The following is a 16,961-nucleotide window of genomic DNA, read 5'->3' as shown; positions in this document are numbered from 1 at the left end:
ACACTAAGAAATGCTTTACAAAAGGTGTTATAAGTTTTTCTTTTACTAAAGATGATTTACTAAAGGTTATCCCTAATAACCTGTAACAATCTCCTCAATAAACTGTTACAGTAACTCCAACCAACCTTTTAAGTAAACTTTATAATACTATTATAATACCACACTTTTCCTAAAAAGTCAAACTTTATTTTCTCAGGTTTTACTAAGTGGTTGTTCCATAAAGGAATTTAGTTTGAAAATAATTCTTACAGCTATGGACATTAGTATAGTTATGTGCTATGGAGTGGCATTCTAATCTCCCCGTTAGCTGCTCATGTATACTAGGCTCACCCGTTGTACATCTCGATACCACACTATTAATTTGCCTTGTTCCTCATTGTTTTACATTCTCCCTCAGTTTTCCAAGATAACCTAGTAAACCCGCACCCTCTACGCCATTAGTTTGTCTGTTTGCTTGTAGTATTTGAAATAACATTCACAATTGGTTGAAAAACACCACGAGCTTAAACCCATCAACCACACTAGCAGACACAAATAAGCCCAGAAGCCCTGTAACGCCCTGTAAGAGGTTCTAACTTGTTATTGGTGGGTTGGTGTGGGCATTGGTATTAAAGCTACTTAGAATCGCTTACAGGAAGTGTTGGTGGTGTCTGGGAGCTTCTGTAAGGTTTTTTTGCTGGTGGTTTATCACGTTGTTACCCATACAAGCCCCTAGGAAGCTCTGTAACGCACCGTAAGCGATTCTAGGGGTTGGGGCTAAAGACTTGGGAAGCACTTAACATAAGGGGTTAGTTTTTCTCCCACTTTATCTATATATTTTGCAGATAAAGATGGTTCTAGGCCAGTAGAGTATAAGCCATATGCTAGACCTTGTGCGATTCTTGAATGTCCCATGAGGTAAGCTGTCGCTCTTTCCTCGATACCGGCATTTTCACAAGCAGTAGCAAACATCGCTCTCAGGCTATAAAGAGCCACATCACTATCTTCAGTTATATGTTTTCTCTTTAAGCGACTAAACCACTGACCTGTCGAGTTTAATGGGCTTTCCAAGTCTTTAACCTCATTAAAAAGAAACTTACTTTCGTTGCTTTTATCATTTTTCAGTTTGAGAAATATATTCAAGACTGAGCTGTGAATCGGGATTTTTCTATAAGAGTTTTTTGTCTTGAGTCTTCGTTCTTTAGTTTCGTGAACTGATATAAACCATAAGCCTTCCTCTTCAAAAATATCATCCTTATACAACCCAGCTAGCTCCGATGGACGCATTCCTGTCATAAGCATCATTGGTACAAACCATTTCCTAGCTTCACTTATCTTTCTTGAGTTATTGATGATGCTCATTAACTTTGTGAATTGTTCAAGTGTAAAGGGTCTGTACCCTTTAGTGTCATCACCTACTGATTTGATGATGCTATGGTCTTGAAAGGGTGATTCGTTTTCTACGTACCCATAGTCTCTGGCGTATTTATAGATTTTGTTTAGACATGACAACATGTTACTGATTGACTTCGAGCCAACTTTAACATCAATTCTAAGAAAATCTATGAATCGAGTGACGCTAGGTCTATCAATAGACTTTAAAAGAATATTTCTGCTTTTTCGGAATTGTTCGAAGTATTTTAAAGCGCGTTTGGTGGTGCTAATTGTTTGCTGTGACCTTTGGTCTTTCACTTTGTTAATATATTCTGCACAAACTTCACCTAAGGTATATTCAACACTAACCCCTGATAGTGAACTAGAATCATTTCCTTTATTTGCAATTAGAATTGCATCAGCTAAAAGCGGGTCAGTCTTGGATACCCTCTCTGCATCATAAATATCATCAAGCGCCCAATAGTGTTCCTCTTCTGACGCCTTGGAGTATTTTTCACGTATTTCAGATATGAGAGTTCTTAAGCGTACACCCTCAGGGTTTACACCATGAGACTCTGACAAGCCTTCGTACTCTCTTAATAAATTATCTCGAAGCACTCTTGCTGTTTTAAGTGAGTCAGTACCTAAGGACTTGGTGATATTCTTCTTTTTCAATATCGGTTGGAGATGTTTGGGAACGGCATAATTAAAATACCAAGTATCACCTCTCAGTCGTAAGTGTCTTTTAGTCATAAATTTCTGCAAGAAATAGTCATCATTCTAGTCATTGTAGAGCTGCAAGTGTTTGTTATCAATGGCTTTGGGCGATGTAGGCGGGTGATATAGAGGGTTCGAATCCCTCCCTCTCCGCCATGCATTATGATAAAAAACCAGCTTCGGCTGGTTTTTTGCTTTTCGGCGTACGGTCGCAAGCTTCGGCCCTGCGGCGTTGCCTTGGGCTGTTTGTTCACTCGCGGTGAACTCACTCCTCTGCGTCATGCATTAAAACAGAAAAGCCCAGCTAGTTAGCTGGGCTTTTCTGTTTTAACAGCACCAGCTGAGCTGGGTGGCCTTGATGAGAACCCTGGTTCGACAAAATGTCGGGAGCATTTTGAGCCGCGCAGGCGCCCGAAGGGTTGCCTACAGGATGTAGGCAAGCTTATCCCTCCCGGTCGCAAGCTTCGGCCCTGCGGCGTTGCCTTGGGCTGTTCGTTCACTCGCGGTGAACTCACTCCTCTGCGCCATGCATTAAAACAAAAAGCCCAGCTAAATAGCTGGGCTTTTTTAACAGCAATTTTGGGCACTCGTAGGTCGAGATCGCCACCTAAAGTAGCGCCGGCATTTACGCCAACTCCTGCGCTACTTCTGCCACTTTCTGCCGCAACCAGATATGGCTCACATCCCTATGTAGCAGTGGCGACCAAATCATGTCGAGCTCGAACGGCGGAATGGGGAAGGGCGGCTCTAAAATGGTGAGCCCAGGGTCGTCTTGGTATATTTTCGCCGCCTTAGAGGGCAAGGTGGCCACCAGGTTCAGCTCTTTGGCCAGGTGAATGGCTACGTGGTAATTACGCGTGAAAGTAGCAATATCCCTGTGTTTACCAAAGTGTGCCAGGGCTTCGTCAACCCAGCCGAGTTTCTGCACATCTTTTGGATCCATACCCACGCCGACGCCAAAACCGGTTTTACTGACCCAGATATGTCTGGCCTGTAAATAACTTTCTAAATTAAAGCGCTCCAAAATGGGGTTGTCGGATTTGACCAGGCAGCAGAAGCTGTCTTTCCAAATGCGTTTGTGGTGGAAGGATTGAGGCAGCTTCTCAAAACGGTTTAGGGCCATATCCACCTTGCCGTTTTCAACGTCGTGGAAGTTAACATCACTGGGCGTAAGAATATCCAAGGTGGTATCCGGCGCCTCGGCATGCAATTTACTTAACAAGCGTGGGGCCAGGGTGCTGGCGGCATAGTCGCTGGCCATAATACGAAATACGCGCTTACTGCTGGCGGGTTCAAAGTCGCGGTTAGGTGCCAAGGTTTCCTCAAGGGTCATCAGCACCCCGCGGATCACCGGCTGCAGCTCTAGTGCGCGTTCGGTCGGCACCATGCCCTCACTGGTTCGCACCAATAAGGGGTCGTTCAACAGGTTGCGCAGGCGCTTGAGGCCATTACTCATGGCTGGCTGAGTAATGCTGAGCTGGTTGGCAGCCTTGGTTACATTACACTCGCGCAACAAGGTATCGAGATAAACGAGAAGATTTAAATCAATTTTGTTTATGTTCATTCCGCTATGCCATTTATTTTATTTATAGTCAGTCTAGCTTATTCTTGGGCAGCAGAATAGGCTACCAAAGGTGTATAAAACGTTGTTCGTTGGGGTAAGGATACACCTGTTTATATTCGCCGCGGGCAATTTTTTGTTGTGCTTGCTGCCAGTAGTCTGCGCCGGTTAGCTCGCCATGATGACGCATAAATATTTCCTTATGTGTCGGGTTGGGCAGCACAAAGGTGGTTAACTGGGCCGGAAACACGTCATTGGGAGCGACCGAGAGACTGTGTTCGTCCTGATGGTCGAATTCGCGAAATTGCATGTCGGTGAGGTATTGCACCTCGTCATAGTCGTAAAACACCACACGCTTGTGTTTGGTGACGCCAAAGTTCTTCAGCAGCATGTCGCCGGGGAATATATTGGCGGCAATCATTTCTTTAAGCGCCTGACCGTATTCGGTTATCGCTTGCTCCGCCTTGTCCTTGTCCACCTCTTGTAAATAGAGGTTAAGGGGCGTCATGCGGCGCTCTATATACAGGTGCTTAATGATCAACATGTCCCCTTCGATACGCATTGAATTAGCGATGCTGCTTTCTAACTGCTGTAACAACTCATTGCTAAAGCAGCTTAGGGGCAGGGCCACGTCGGAATACTCCCAGGTATCGGCCATACGGCCAACCCGGTCGTGACGCTTAACCAACTGATAGCGCTCGAGTACGGTTTTTCTGCCAAACGGTTTGCTCGAACCAAAGCGATCGCGGATTATTTTAAAAACATAGGGGAAGGACGGCAGGTTTATCACCATCATTACCATGCCCGGGGTGCCGGCGGCCAGTTCAAAGCGCTCCTGTGCATGTTGCATATGAGCCAGTAGCTCGCGATAAAATTCGGTTTTGCCCTGTTTATGAAAGCCGATGGCGTTATACAGTTCGGCCTTGGTTTTGCCTGGCATCAGTTGATTGAGAAAGTGTACTAAGGCCGAGGGAGCATGGGTTTGTACCATAAAGTAGGCGCGGGCAAAGCCGAAGATCACCCGCATTTGTGATGAGCGGGTCAGCAGGGCATCTATGTACAGGCCTCGGTCTTCATCATGTAATACCGCGATTATAAACGGCTGTGAGCCACTTGATGACACGATTCGGCCGACGATGTAGGCGGCTTGGCCGCGATAAAAGGGCGCCTGCAGTATATCAAAGCGCATTTGGTGGCTTTTAACATGGGTCTCAGGGGCCTGCTTAATAAAGGCTTTTAATAGCAAGCGAATATCACGCTCAAGGTTGGCAAAGGCGCAGCCGAATTCAAATTGGGTGATAATTTGGCGAATAGTGGGTTTTAGACCCTCAACCACGGGGAAATAGCTGCGATATTCGGCTTCCACCGGCAGTGCTGGGGCATCGGCCAGGGTCGCTTGGACGAAAATAAAGTCGTTATTGTAATACTTACGTTCAAACAGGCGGCAAAACACCGAGTTATAAAAGGTTTCTGCGAGTTCGGCCTGGGGGTGAAAGGCTAAAAACTGCAGATAACAGTCCTTGGTATCGATCCAAAGCTGCGGATCGTCCGCCGGATCACTCACCACTGGGGCGAGGGTGTCAACGGTTTCATTGACTCGGGTATCGTAATAGCTAATGCGCAGGCTGGCGATATGGTGCATGGTCGCCCAATCACGAGCCGCAAAGGCCTCCGGTGCCTGCGCCGTGATCGATTGAAACAACTTGTAGTGATGGAAAAATCCATTAAGAATCTGTTGTGCTATTGCCTGTGCATACACAATTTAAAGCCTTTTAGAGCATAAACTCTAAGCTACCTTAAGCCATGGTCCTAAGTCTTTGCAAGTCTTATTGAAATCTTGCTAGGAACTTTTCTAGCCTTGCCAGCTTTTGCTCGGTTTCTTTGATGCGCTGACTATAGCGGCGCTCTATGTCCTTAATGTTAACTTGCACCTCTTTTTTCAGTGCCTTGCGCTCATCGTCCGACATGAGTCGTTCTAAACGTTGTTCTTCGGCGAGGGTTTTCGCACTGCGTTCACGCTTTAACATCACCACCTTGTGCTTGGTGCTGCGGATCTGCATATTGATGCTATTGCGCTTGTTTTCTTTCTCTAGCTCGGTAAGTTGTTTGCCGTAATCTTCTTTGGGGCCCTGATGGCGGGGATTGGAGTGTGTTACTTTTTGCTCCGTCGCATTTTCATTACAAGGGAATTGGCTGAATACCGTGCCTGCTTCGGTTTGGCACTTAAAATAATCGGTATTGGCATGGCCTAAGATAGGCAGCGCCGCGCTAAGTATTAACACACTTCCGGGGAGTGCTAATCTGCTAGTCACTGTTTCACCTCGCTTAATTATTATTCTCATTCCTAGTCCAATATAGATGAACTAAAATTGAATGTCACGAAAGTAAGACAAAGGTATGAAAGCAAGATGGTTTTTTATGATTAGGGTCAAAAACCCCCGCTTATTGGGCGTTAAAGCGTTTCAGCTGCTTAAGACCCTGAATCAAATACGGCACATTAAGCTCTTGATCAACACTAAAACCTTCGCTGGCGGAAATATGCTTATAGCTGCCATCGCTACTTAACAGGGTAATACGGTCTTTGCGTAGGGCGATAAAGACCCCTTGCGAGTAATTGATATTGGGCTTGGCGCCATTGCTGAGCATGTTATTGGCAATTAGTGCGCTGGCTCCGAGCTCCGGACATTGCCAATGCTCGGCAAGCACGGTGGCAAGAATGTCCTGGGGCTGGACGATATGGTCTAAGCCATGCAGACGCGCGTCGTTACTCCACAGCTGGTTAATGGTAGTGACGCGCTCTTTGCCTTCGCTAGCAAGGGTAAAGGCAAAGACGATATGCGTGTCTTTTACCGCTTCGTGTTCATCGAGCGTGACGTTTACCAAGGCGTCGGTATCGTCGTGGATAAAGTCAAACTGCGACAAACTTGTTTGCAATGTCACAGGCGGGCGGCGCCACAGTGGATCGATATGATCCTTACGCATGCTTTGGCGATAATAGCTGGGTAGCCCGTACAGGGCATTGAAAATCGTGTCGTCATTGTCGGTCGGGTGTAAAATGGGGGCGACCCGCTTCAGAGCCGGATTTGCGTCAATAAAACGGGTTAATTCATCCTTGGTGCTAAATAAGCGAATGTCGACCGCAGCAGCGTCTGAGGGCAGGGTACAGCTAGGCAGTTGCGCCGGCATCACAAAGCTGACATTCGGCGCGTTAACATTGACCGAACGTTCTTGCTCGTAACGTTTAAGATCGAGTAAATCATTTTTGGCCAGCAAGGATTTTGCCGTAGTCGGGTAAGACAGCGGCAGCATATTATCTTGCTTGGTGATATCAAACTCTAGCTCGGCATCGGCCCAAATATGGATACTGTGGCTTAGGGCAAAACACACCACCAAGGTACTGGTAATGGTGCGACCAATACGCAAGCGTTTCAGATCGCCCAGGTGATGCCAGGCATAATTACTGACGATAAGTTGATAGGCTAAAATGAGCATCACCAAGGCGCTGACCAATAGCGTTGATAGTGCCGGGGTGTTACTCACATTGCGCCAAAAAAGCGATAAAATCTCGCCCAGGGCACTGTAATTGAGGTGATAACCCAGGTTGTAGTAAACAAACGCATCCACCGCCAACAACGTCATACCCACAGTGGCCAGCACCGAGGCCATGCCGCGAATATGCCGGGGGTAGGGGAAGACCAGGGACAGAGGAAAAATGGTCAGCACAAAGGCTAAAAAGGTAATAAAGGCAGTGTGACTTAACCAAGTCACCACCATATAGAAGGTGCCGATAGCTGTATTAGGTGGCGCATCGGCAAATAAATAGGCAAGGCTGAGCAACAACGCAAGACCAATATTAGCCAGGGTAAACCAGTGGCCCCATGCGAGTAACTGACTGACTCGAGAAGAAAATTGATTTTGCGTTGTCAGGTTCATTGGGTTACTTCAACGAATCCGTCAGGGCATTGGCAAAGTTTTGCGCTACGGCGGCTCTTTTTGCCTCGGGCACATGCTCTTTAATAATATGCGTGATAGTATTGCCCAGACACATCAGGCTTAAATCAACCGGTGCCTTTTTTTCGGCAAGCACAGCGACAAGCTGGTCGACAAGTTGTTCTACTTCTTCATTGGTATATTTGGATAACGCTGGCATCGGTGGTTCATTACTGATTTATATATGTCCTTGTATTTTAACACCGTAGGAGTGAAAAACAAAGATGACCACTGAGGTTAAGAAGCTGGTTGTACATTACGTCGATAAAGATGGCGATAATACCCAAATTCACTTGCGCAATGACGAAATGCCCATCAATGAGCGTGTTAATGTGTTTATTGAGCAGTTACATCACGCCTATAACGGCAAGCCCGGCAAAGGTTTTTGTGCCTTCAGTGCGGACAAAAGCAGCGTCGTAGCGAGTGCCATGCAAAGCTACCGAAATCATGAACTTGGCTTTTGGCAAGTTACCGAGCAGGCCGCCACGGTATTAAAAGAAGAGCTTGATAAATATGCCTTTAATGAAACCGGCTACCTGGTGTTTTGCCACTATCAGTATGTCGCGGTTGATTATATTTTAATTGCCCTAATCAATATTAAAGAGCATTACAGCATTACCTCTGAGCTTGATCTGGCGTCGTCTCGTCACCTGGATATTACCCGCATGCAACTTGCGGCGCGCATCGACTTGGCGGCGTGGGACACCCAAGCGGACGATAACCGTTATATCTCTTTTATTAAGGGGCGAGCCGGGCGCAAGGTTGCCGATTTCTTCTTAGACTTTTTGGGTTGCGAAGAGGGCATAGACCCGAAACAACAAAGCCGCTCCATGCTGAACGCCGTTGAAGACTACTTAAGCGAGCAAGGTTTAGACAAGGCTGAAAAAGACGAGCGTCGTCGCGAGGTCTTTGATTATTGTAACGACCGTCTAAGCAGTGGTGAAGATGCGCAAATCGATGAAATCGGTAAGGCCATTAGCAAGGATGACGAAAACAGCTTCAACGATTTCTATCAACAGCAAAATTATGATTTGGCCGAGTCCTTCCCCGTCGATAAGAAAACAGTGACGGGCATGGTAAAGCTTTCAGGCATGGGCGGGGGCGTGAGTGTCGGGTTTGAGCGCAAGCACCTGGGTGAGAGGGTTATTTACGATCCGGTTAATGACACACTGACTATTAAGGGCGTTCCGCCGAATCTAAAAGATCAACTTGAACAGTTGGGTAAAGAGTAGAGAAGAATCCTGCGCCTTGACCTAGAGCTGTCGCTTAACAGTGCGGCGCCCTGTTGTAGAAGACATAAAAAAGCCGCTGATATCAGCGGCTTTTTTATCTTACCTTAGTTTACTCGGCACTTGCCTGAGCCACTTCTGGTACTGGCTCCGCTGGCATTTTTGGTGCTTTTGGTGTCGCTGCACCACAGTGAGCATGGCTTACCGGCGCAACAGATCCTGGCTTCAAGCCACTGTTAACAACCGCGGCACGCTGCTCGGCAGGCATAGGCTGTGGCAATTCGCTTAGAGGTTGCAGAGCCTTGGTTTCTGGCTGCGTCATAGGAGCACTGGCATGACCAATGGCGATGACGGCCTTCACAGCGGTCTCGGCTTTTGGCGTAGCGGCTTCGGCTTCAACTTCAACAGCCGGTTCATCGACAGGTTCATCGGCAGGTTCACCAGTTGGCTCGACATTTTCTACAACAGGTGTTTCCACAACCGTTTCAGAAACTGTGTCATCCTTTGGTTCAGCGGTCGTTTCAACGACTGGTTCGGCTTCAACTTCAGTGTCGGCACTAGCTTCTTGTTCTACATCGTTTTGCTCGGCAGCGGCTTGTTCCAACGGCTCTTCGCTTGCGGCAACAGGTGTTTCTGCAACCACTTCGGTCTCGCTTACGGCGTCAGAGGCTTGTGGCTCAACGGTTTCTGTAACCTTTTCGGCGTTATCTGCCTCTGGCTCCTGGGCTTCTTGCTTCGGCTCCTGGCTTGATACCGGTGCAACTTCGACAGCGGCTTGCTCCGCCGACGGTTGTTCAGTTGACTCGGCTGAACGCTCTACAGGCGTTACATCTGGTTTGGCTTCTTCCGCCATGGCCTGATCGGCGACCGGAACAAAGGCAGCCTTATCACTTTCGCCTTCTTGCTTTTCACGGCGACGGCGTTGACCGGCGGCGCGCAGATGACGCGGTGAACGACGGGTGCGAGTGCGACCTTCTTTTTCGCTCTCGGCTTGCTCTTCACCTTCTTGCTTCTCGGCGTGTACTTTATCTGCCTGAGCAGTGGCTTTTGGCTCAGCCTTCGGCGATGCCTTTTCGACTTGAGATTCAGCTACTGGAGCAGTATCTGCTAACGGTTCTTGCGCTGGCGATGCTTGTGGTGCTTCAACAACCGGCGTGGCGTGCTGCTCTTTTGCATCCATAGCAGGCTCAACCACATTGGCCGCAGCTTCGGTCGCTAGTGCTTGCTCTGCCTGTGCTTTATTTGGCACGCGTACCTTCTTGCGTAGGTTACGGCGCTGACGGCGCTGCTTAGGTTGCTGCTCCTGCTCTTGTTGTTGCTCTTCTTTGGCTTCAACATTGGTGTCTTTAAGCGTTTCAGCGTCCTCGTTACGGTTGTCGCGACGACGATTTTGCGAACGACGGCGTTTATTGCGGTTGTCCGTATTGCGATTGTCACCACGCTCACCGCTGCGTTCGCCACCGCGTTGACCGCCGCGCTCTTCGCTGCGATTTTGCTCAGTGCCTTCGCTCTTTGGCGCTTCTGGCTTATCGCTGGCTTTTTGCTGTCCTTTGCCACGGTTACGCGACTGATTGCCGCGACGACGTTGGTTATTGCGACGACGCTCACCAGAACGACGCTCTTTTTGCTCTTCTTTGCCCGACTTCTTATCTTGTTCGGCTTGCTCTTCGCCGCCGAATAGATCTTTGAGCCATTTGCCGATGCGCGCAAGCAGACCTTGTTGCGCAGAAACCTGGGCCTTAGTGGCGGCTGCCTTAGGCTGAGCCACTGGGGCTGGTTCTTGTGGCATTAGCACACCCTTAAGCACCGGCTCTTCACGTTGTGGTGAAGTAGGCGCACGAGAGTATTCGATTGCTTCCGGCTCTGGCTCAATGATTTGCTCGTAGCTTGCCGTTTCAAGAGTTTCGTCTTTACGCAGACGTACCACTTCGTAATGCGGTGTTTCCATATGTTGATTTGGAATGATCACCACATCGCAATTATGACGTTTTTCGATGCGCTGGACGCTACGGCGTTTTTCGTTCAGCAGGTAGGCGCCAACGGCAACCGGAACCTGAGCGTTAACCTGAGCGGTATTGTCTTTGATTGCTTCTTCTTCGATTAAGCGAAGGATAGACAGGGCAATTGATTCATTTGAACGAATGGTGCCCTGGCCACTACAACGTGGACAGCTGCCTTGGCTCGCTTCACCTAATGAAGGGCGCAAACGTTGACGTGACATTTCCAATAGGCCAAAGCGAGAAATCTTACCGATTTGTACACGGGCACGGTCTTGGCGCGCGGCATCTTTCAGGCGGTTTTCTACTTCACGCTGATGGCGCGGCGGTGTCATATCGATAAAGTCGATAACAATCAGACCACCTAGGTCACGTAAGCGTAACTGGCGGGCGATTTCGTCGGCCGCTTCTAAATTGGTGTTAAGTGCCGTTTCCTCGATATCGCTACCCTTGGTCGCTTTTGACGAGTTGATATCGATAGAGGTAAGGGCTTCCGTCGGGTCAATCACGATTGAACCGCCAGAAGGCAGGCGCACTTCGCGCTGGAAGGCAGACTCGATTTGGCTTTCAATCTGATAGTGCGTAAATAGCGGTACATCGTTTTGATACAGCTTTACGCGATTCATAAAGTCCGGACGGAAACGCTCTATATGCGCTTTCGCTTCTTCGAAAACGCGTGGTTTATCGATCAGGATTTCACCGATATCCCGACGTAGATAGTCGCGGATAGCACGGAAAATAACGTTACTTTCCTGATGAATTAAGAAAGGCGCCTTGCCGCTGTCGGCCGCGTCTTTAATCGCTTGCCAATGAACAAGCAGGGCTTTTAGATCGTACTCAAGCTCTTCGTATGATTTACCCACACCGGCGGTACGGACGATCAGGCCCATGCCCTTAGGCAGGTCCAGGCGACTAAGTGCTTCTTTCAGTTCGGCACGCTCATCCCCTTCGATACGGCGTGAAATACCACCGGCACGAGGGTTATTTGGCATTAATACCAGGTAGCTACCGGCAACGCTGATAAAGGTGGTCAGTGCCGCGCCTTTTTGGCCGCGTTCTTCTTTATCAACCTGGACAATGACTTCCTGACCTTCACGGATCACATCCTTGATATTAGGACGACCGCTGAAGGTATAACCGCTAGGGAAGTAAGTACGGGCAATTTCTTTTAGTGGTAAGAAACCGTGGCGTTCGGCGCCGTAGTCAACAAAGGCGGCTTCAAGAGAAGGTTCGATACGGGTAATTTTACCCTTGTAGATGTTTGCTTTTTTTTGTTCGTGTCCAGGGCTTTCGATATCTAGATCGTACAGGCGCTGGCCATCAACCAGTGCTACGCGCATTTCTTCTTGCTGCGTCGCATTGATTAGCATGCGTTTCATATTGTTACTCTTAAATTCTGTACATAGTGCCCGACCTAACTTGGGTCATTCGGCGCTCTTCTTGTGTCTTAGGTGCAGTCTCACGACTGGGCTTTTAACGAAAAAGCTTAACGTTTTTAATTTACCTTGGCGGTGGTTTGGCAGTAATCAGGGCCACTACACCACATCTTTGTTTAATGCCGTCAGCAATTCGCTGACAGGCGGCGCAACAAGGTAATAGTCGTTTACCGATACACCAAATGGTGGTCGATAGCATTATGATTTTGTTTAATTACAGGACCTTCGCTTGCGTTCATTTTATCTCTGAAACCGCGCGCAAAAGACCTAATGTTCTATTATTCGTTTCCTGTTATGCCCAATTGGGCCAATCACCACTTGCGGTCGCAGCCAAGCAAACAATCTATTACGCGCATTGTTTGTCACTGCAGTCACGTGGTTTCTGGGTGATAAAGCTGTGGAAATACGAGCTCGAATCTGTATGATCGCCATTCCCAGAATGTGTTGCACGCAAGTTTTGGTCAAAACCAAAGGTGATGTAAAATCTTGTGTTATGCACAGGTTTTACAAGGGTGATTATCCCACTAAAACCGCTGCAGAAGCAACTAATATTATGACTCAAATCAGTGATTAGGTAATGAAAGAGACAATTGGCACCCAGGTTTGCTTTGTAACCGTTGATGAAGACTACAGCGGACAACGCATTGATAACTTTCTGATAACCAAACTCAAAGGGGTGCCAAAAAGTGCGGTATACCGTATTTTGCGCAAGGGCGAGGTGCGGGTGAACAAAAAACGCGTTAAGCCTGTGTATAAATTGCAAAGCGGCGACATGATACGTATCCCACCCATTAAAATCGCCGAACGCACCGAACAGCCGATACCCACCAACCTGGATAAGGTAAGCAAGTTAGAGATGCCATCTTATTTGAAGATAAGTACCTGATCGTTATCAACAAGCCCGCTGGTATGGCGGTGCATGGCGGCAGCGGCCTGAGTTTTGGTCTTATTGAGGCATTGCGGGCACTGCGGCCCAATGACAAAACCCTGGAGTTGGTGCATCGTCTTGACCGTGATACCTCCGGCTGTCTATTGATCTCGAAAAAGCGCTCGGTCTTGAAGTCCTTGCATGAGCAACTGCGCGAAAAAACCATGGAAAAGAATTATTGGGCCTTGGTAGCCGGGCAGTGGGATGCCAAGGTACGTAACGTAAACGAACCCTTGAATAAAAACACATTGCAATCTGGGGAGCGCGTGGTGCGCGTTGATCATGAGCGCGGTAAAGCGTCACACACCCGTTTTCGCGTTCTAGAGCGTTTTGAGAACTGTTCATTGGTACAGGCTTCGCCAGTGACCGGACGTACGCACCAAATCCGCGTGCATACCCAATGTAAGGGTCACCCAATCGCCTGCGATGATAAATATGGTGATCAGGCCTTTGATGCGCAAATGCGTGCCCAGGGATTAAACCGTTTATTCTTGCATGCCCGCGAACTGCGTTTTTTCCACCCTAAAAACGAAACCACAATGGCATTGGAAGCGCCTTTAGATGCGGCGTTGGAACATTGTTTAGGACGCTTACGTGAGCAAAATACCTAATAAAGAACTGCTAATTTTCGATTGGGACGGCACCATTATGAATTCGGTGCCGAAAATAGTGGCGACACTGCAAAGCGCGGCCCGTTCGCTCAGTGTGCCCGAGCCCGATCCCATTAGCGCCAAAAATATTATCGGCCTGAGCCTGGATACCGCGGTGGCCACCCTGTTTCCCGAGCACAGTGAGTTCCATCAGGCGCTTGAGGAGCAGTATAAGCACCATTATATCGCCGTCGACACTACGCCGACACCACTGTTTAATGATGTTGAAAGCACGCTTAGCGCGCTCAAACAAAAGGGGTACTCACTGGCGGTGGCGACCGGCAAAAGCCGTAAGGGTTTAGATAGATTACTGGGGGAAACCGGTTTGGGGCACTTTTTTGATATAACCCGAACCGCCTGTGAGGCTAAATCCAAACCTCACCCGCAGATGCTTGAGCAGATCCTTGATTTTTATCAACTGTCGTCTCATCAGGCGGTGATGATAGGGGATACGCAAATCGATATGCAGTTGGCAGCCAATGCCGCGGTCGATAGCATAGGTGTAACCTTTGGTGTGCACAGCAAGGATGAATTGGCATTATTCAACCCCAGAGCAACGGTAAACAGTTACACCGAGTTACTGGCGTTATTTTAGCTATTCATTGGCGCTCTAAAGCGCCAATGGGTCTATGCCCCACTTTAACAGCATCTGATTAAGGCGCAACAGTGGCAGACCGACCAGGGCGTTAGGATCGTCGCCTTTCAGTGCTTCAAAAAGACAAATCCCCAATCCCTCGCTTTTAAAACTACCGGCGCAATTTAGCGGTTGTTCTTTGGCCACATAGAGGGCGATTTGCTCGGTGCTTAGGTCGCGAAAATGGACCTCAAAGGGTTCGACTATCACCTCATTTTTGCCGGTTTCTATATCTAACAGCGCTAAAGAGGTTAAAAAAGTCACTTTCTCGCCGCTAAAACGAGCCAGCTGTGCTTCGGCCTTGGCCGCGGTATGAGGTTTACCCAAGATGTCGCCGCCATGCAATGCCACTTGATCTGAGCCAATAACAAGCCCGTTATCATAAAGGTTGCGGGCGGTTTGCGCTTTTTCCAGTGCCAGGCGGCGCACCAGTTGCTCCGGTTGTTCGCCGGCTTTAGCCGACTCGTCAATCTCGGGTGCAAAATGGTCAAACTCAGGGATAATTTTTTTTAATAATTGCTGCCTAAAAGGTGAACTTGAGGCTAAGATAAAAGCTGTTTTCATTGCCCGATCATCGAATTGCTGAATATCGGCTCTAGAATACGGCGCAATCGGGCGAAAAACAAAAGGAAAGTCGAATTTTATTTTGACTCTAATGATAACTATCTATATGATGCAGCCCCTATGCAAAAGGTGAAGATTCCCGTCACCCTTGATCCGGGCAGGGCAGCACAACGTCAGCTAAGTTATGATGGCGTGGTGATGTTTGAAGAACTTTCTCGATTCGAGCAAGTTGTGCTGGATAAAAGTGGTGAAGTAGCGGTACAAATTCATTGCAAGCAGGATGAACAAGGTTTAACTGTGCTAAGTGGTTCTTTAAAGGCCCGAGCAACCCTTATTTGTCAGCGTTGTAATGAAGAGTTTGGGTTGGATTTGGAACAAGACTTTGCGTATACGCCGGTTGGCATGGGTGCAGAGTCAGATCATCTCCCTGATTACTACGATGTTGTGGAGCTAGATGAGAACGGAGAAGTCAACCTTCGACAGTTAGTTGAAGATGAGTTGATTTTGGCCATTCCTATCGTGCCTATGCATGACGAAGCATCTTGTCGTTACTCAGAGCAACAAAAAAGCTTTGGTAAAATCGACGAAGAAGATGAAAAACCAAATCCATTTGAAATTTTGAAACAACTTAAGAAAGATTCTTAGGAGAAGGCTAATGGCGGTACAAAAAAGCAAGAAGTCTCGTGCAAGACGTGGTATGCGTCGTTCACACGATGCGATCAGTGGTCCAGCTCTAACAGTTGATAAAGTGACTGGTGAAACTCACCGTCGTCACCACATCACTGCAGACGGCTACTACAAAGGCGTTAAAGTAATTTCTAAGTAAGAGATTGCTTTATGCAACGCAGTCTAACCATTGCGTTAGATATGATGGGGGGCGATTACGGCCCCCGTTCATCTATCCCAGCCGCAGTCGAAGCGGTCCACCTTCATCCGGCACTTACCCTGATCCTCTGTGGTAATGAAACGCTAATTCAAGAGCAGCTTTCCCGTTTAGACGCGCTGCAACACCCACGCTTGAAAATCAAACATTGTACGCAAATCGTCACCAATGCCGATGAACCCGCGTACGCGTTGCGTAATAAAAAAGATGCCTCTATGCGTGTGGCCCTTGATTTGGTTAAATCCGGGGAAGCCCAGGCCTGTGTGAGCTCGGGTAATACCGGGGCGTTATTCGCCATTGCCCATTATGTACTGAAAATGCTGCCAGGCATCAAACGCCCGGCGTTGATCTCCTCGGTGCCTACCGAAACCAAGCGACCCGTTTACTTATTGGATCTTGGCGCCAATGTTCATTGCGATGCCCATACCCTGTATCAATTTGGGATCATGGGTGCTGTGGTGGCGCGCGAGGTGCAAGACATTGAACACCCTAAGGTCAGCTTGCTCAATATCGGCTCCGAAGACATTAAGGGTCATGAGGGTATCAAAGAGGCAGCTCAGTTGATGACGCGCTGTAATACCATTAATTACACCGGTTACAGTGAGGGCAGTGATATTTTCAGTGGTAAGGCCGACGTGATTGTCTGCGAAGGCTTTGTCGGTAATGTGGCACTGAAAACCTGTGAAGGAATTGCAAAACTGATCATGCATAAGATGACTAAGGCCTTGAAAAAGCATTTGCTTTATCGCGGTTTGGCGCTATTACTTATGCCTGTCATAAAAAAGATCTATAAAAAGGTGAACCCCGACCAGTATAACGGCGCATCTTTGGTAGGATTGCGCGGTATAGTGGTTAAAAGTCATGGAAATGCATCGGCAAGTGCATTTCTAGCGGCAATTAATGAGGCTGTTAAGGAAGTACAACGGCAGTTGCCCGAGAAAATTCAAGCGGCCTTCGCTGAGAACGAGCCAACGCCCAATACGAGCTCTGAAAACTCGTAAACTCCCTCCTCATTAATG

Annotated in this window: 13 protein-coding genes and 1 pseudogene; 6 read left to right on the top strand and 8 right to left on the bottom strand. The window is 48.0% G+C overall.

Translation table 11 applies throughout. From position 1 onward, the window contains the following. Positions 1–756 precede the first annotated feature (756 nt). The 6 genes from C2M29_RS16045 to C2M29_RS16020 all read right to left on the bottom strand — a co-directional run bounded on the left by C2M29_RS16045 (position 757) and on the right by C2M29_RS16020 (position 7,781). Positions 757–2,106 (bottom strand): site-specific integrase, encoded by a 1,350-nt coding sequence (locus C2M29_RS16045; protein WP_105190749.1) that lies wholly within the window; start codon positions 2,104–2,106, stop codon positions 757–759. 589 nt (positions 2,107–2,695) lie between these two features. Next, a complete protein-coding gene (locus C2M29_RS16040; protein WP_105190748.1) occupies positions 2,696–3,634 on the bottom strand; it encodes a LysR family transcriptional regulator in 939 nt (312 codons plus the stop codon). Positions 3,635–3,695: 61 nt separating this feature from the next. Then, positions 3,696–5,390: a bifunctional isocitrate dehydrogenase kinase/phosphatase gene (gene aceK / locus C2M29_RS16035; RefSeq protein WP_105190747.1), complete on the bottom strand. Its 1,695-nt coding sequence runs from the start codon at positions 5,388–5,390 to the stop codon at positions 3,696–3,698. A gap of 67 nt (positions 5,391–5,457) precedes the next feature. After that, on the bottom strand, positions 5,458–5,943 hold the full coding sequence (locus tag C2M29_RS16030) for a DUF4124 domain-containing protein (RefSeq protein ID WP_158684749.1): 486 nt from the start codon (positions 5,941–5,943) through the stop codon (positions 5,458–5,460). Between the two features lie 130 nt (positions 5,944–6,073). Continuing rightward, on the bottom strand, positions 6,074–7,564 hold the full coding sequence (locus C2M29_RS16025; RefSeq protein WP_105190745.1) for a DUF3413 domain-containing protein: 1,491 nt from the start codon (positions 7,562–7,564) through the stop codon (positions 6,074–6,076). A 4-nt stretch (positions 7,565–7,568) separates the two neighbouring features. Then, positions 7,569–7,781, bottom strand: a complete 213-nt coding sequence (locus C2M29_RS16020) for a DUF1414 domain-containing protein (protein WP_105190744.1) — start codon at positions 7,779–7,781, stop codon at positions 7,569–7,571. A 64-nt stretch (positions 7,782–7,845) separates the two neighbouring features. Between C2M29_RS16020 and yejK the strand changes: the two genes are divergently transcribed. After that, positions 7,846–8,853: a nucleoid-associated protein YejK gene (gene yejK / locus C2M29_RS16015; RefSeq protein WP_105190743.1), complete on the top strand. Its 1,008-nt coding sequence runs from the start codon at positions 7,846–7,848 to the stop codon at positions 8,851–8,853. A gap of 109 nt (positions 8,854–8,962) precedes the next feature. On the opposite strand, the gene rne is transcribed toward yejK, so the two are convergent. Beyond that, complete coding sequence (gene rne, locus C2M29_RS16010) at positions 8,963–12,226, bottom strand: ribonuclease E (RefSeq protein WP_105190742.1); 3,264 nt, start codon at positions 12,224–12,226, stop codon at positions 8,963–8,965. A gap of 634 nt (positions 12,227–12,860) precedes the next feature. On the opposite strand from rne, the pseudogene rluC reads away from it, so the two are divergent. Then, positions 12,861–13,822, top strand: a pseudogene (gene rluC / locus C2M29_RS16000) (23S rRNA pseudouridine(955/2504/2580) synthase RluC). Next, entirely contained in the window at positions 13,806–14,456 is a 651-nt protein-coding gene (locus tag C2M29_RS15995) for an HAD-IA family hydrolase (protein WP_325050612.1), read from the top strand. Before rluC ends, C2M29_RS15995 begins: the two are co-directional and overlap by 17 nt. Positions 14,457–14,471: 15 nt before the next feature. Here C2M29_RS15995 and C2M29_RS15990 read toward each other — a convergent pair whose 3' ends face one another. Beyond that, positions 14,472–15,059 carry a Maf family protein gene (locus tag C2M29_RS15990; protein ID WP_105190740.1) on the bottom strand — a complete coding sequence of 196 codons (588 nt, stop codon included), beginning with the start codon at positions 15,057–15,059 and terminating at the stop codon, positions 14,472–14,474. 120 nt (positions 15,060–15,179) lie between these two features. Between C2M29_RS15990 and yceD the strand changes: the two genes are divergently transcribed. The 3 genes from yceD to plsX are packed head-to-tail and all read left to right on the top strand — an operon-like array spanning position 15,180 to position 16,943. Continuing rightward, positions 15,180–15,704 carry a 23S rRNA accumulation protein YceD gene (yceD, locus tag C2M29_RS15985; protein WP_105190739.1) on the top strand — a complete coding sequence of 175 codons (525 nt, stop codon included), beginning with the start codon at positions 15,180–15,182 and terminating at the stop codon, positions 15,702–15,704. Positions 15,705–15,714: 10 nt separating this feature from the next. After that, the gene (rpmF, locus tag C2M29_RS15980) at positions 15,715–15,885 is read left to right on the top strand and encodes a 50S ribosomal protein L32 (RefSeq protein WP_105190738.1); all 171 of its coding nucleotides are present in this window, start codon (positions 15,715–15,717) and stop codon (positions 15,883–15,885) included. Positions 15,886–15,896: 11 nt separating this feature from the next. Further along, entirely contained in the window at positions 15,897–16,943 is a 1,047-nt protein-coding gene (gene plsX / locus C2M29_RS15975) for a phosphate acyltransferase PlsX (protein ID WP_105190737.1), read from the top strand. Positions 16,944–16,961: the final 18 nt, after the last annotated feature.

Source organism: Pseudoalteromonas sp. T1lg48, assembly GCF_002964785.1.
Lineage (GTDB): Bacteria > Pseudomonadota > Gammaproteobacteria > Enterobacterales > Alteromonadaceae > Pseudoalteromonas.
Note: the sequence above shows the minus strand (reverse complement) of the source record. Positions and strands in the feature narration are given on the sequence as shown.

Excerpts from the sequence above, each read along its gene's own strand:
- C2M29_RS16045 (WP_105190749.1), bottom strand. The coding sequence starts at position 2,106 with ATGACTAAAAGACACTTACGACTGAGAGGTGATACTTGGTATTTTAAT.
- C2M29_RS16040 (WP_105190748.1), bottom strand. The coding sequence starts at position 3,634 with ATGAACATAAACAAAATTGATTTAAATCTTCTCGTTTATCTCGATACC.
- C2M29_RS16025 (WP_105190745.1), bottom strand. The coding sequence starts at position 7,564 with ATGAACCTGACAACGCAAAATCAATTTTCTTCTCGAGTCAGTCAGTTA.
- C2M29_RS16020 (WP_105190744.1), bottom strand. The coding sequence starts at position 7,781 with ATGCCAGCGTTATCCAAATATACCAATGAAGAAGTAGAACAACTTGTC.
- yejK (WP_105190743.1), top strand. The coding sequence starts at position 7,846 with ATGACCACTGAGGTTAAGAAGCTGGTTGTACATTACGTCGATAAAGAT.
- rne (WP_105190742.1), bottom strand. The coding sequence starts at position 12,226 with ATGAAACGCATGCTAATCAATGCGACGCAGCAAGAAGAAATGCGCGTA.
- C2M29_RS15990 (WP_105190740.1), bottom strand. The coding sequence starts at position 15,059 with ATGAAAACAGCTTTTATCTTAGCCTCAAGTTCACCTTTTAGGCAGCAA.
- yceD (WP_105190739.1), top strand. The coding sequence starts at position 15,180 with ATGCAAAAGGTGAAGATTCCCGTCACCCTTGATCCGGGCAGGGCAGCA.
- rpmF (WP_105190738.1), top strand. The coding sequence starts at position 15,715 with ATGGCGGTACAAAAAAGCAAGAAGTCTCGTGCAAGACGTGGTATGCGT.
- plsX (WP_105190737.1), top strand. The coding sequence starts at position 15,897 with ATGCAACGCAGTCTAACCATTGCGTTAGATATGATGGGGGGCGATTAC.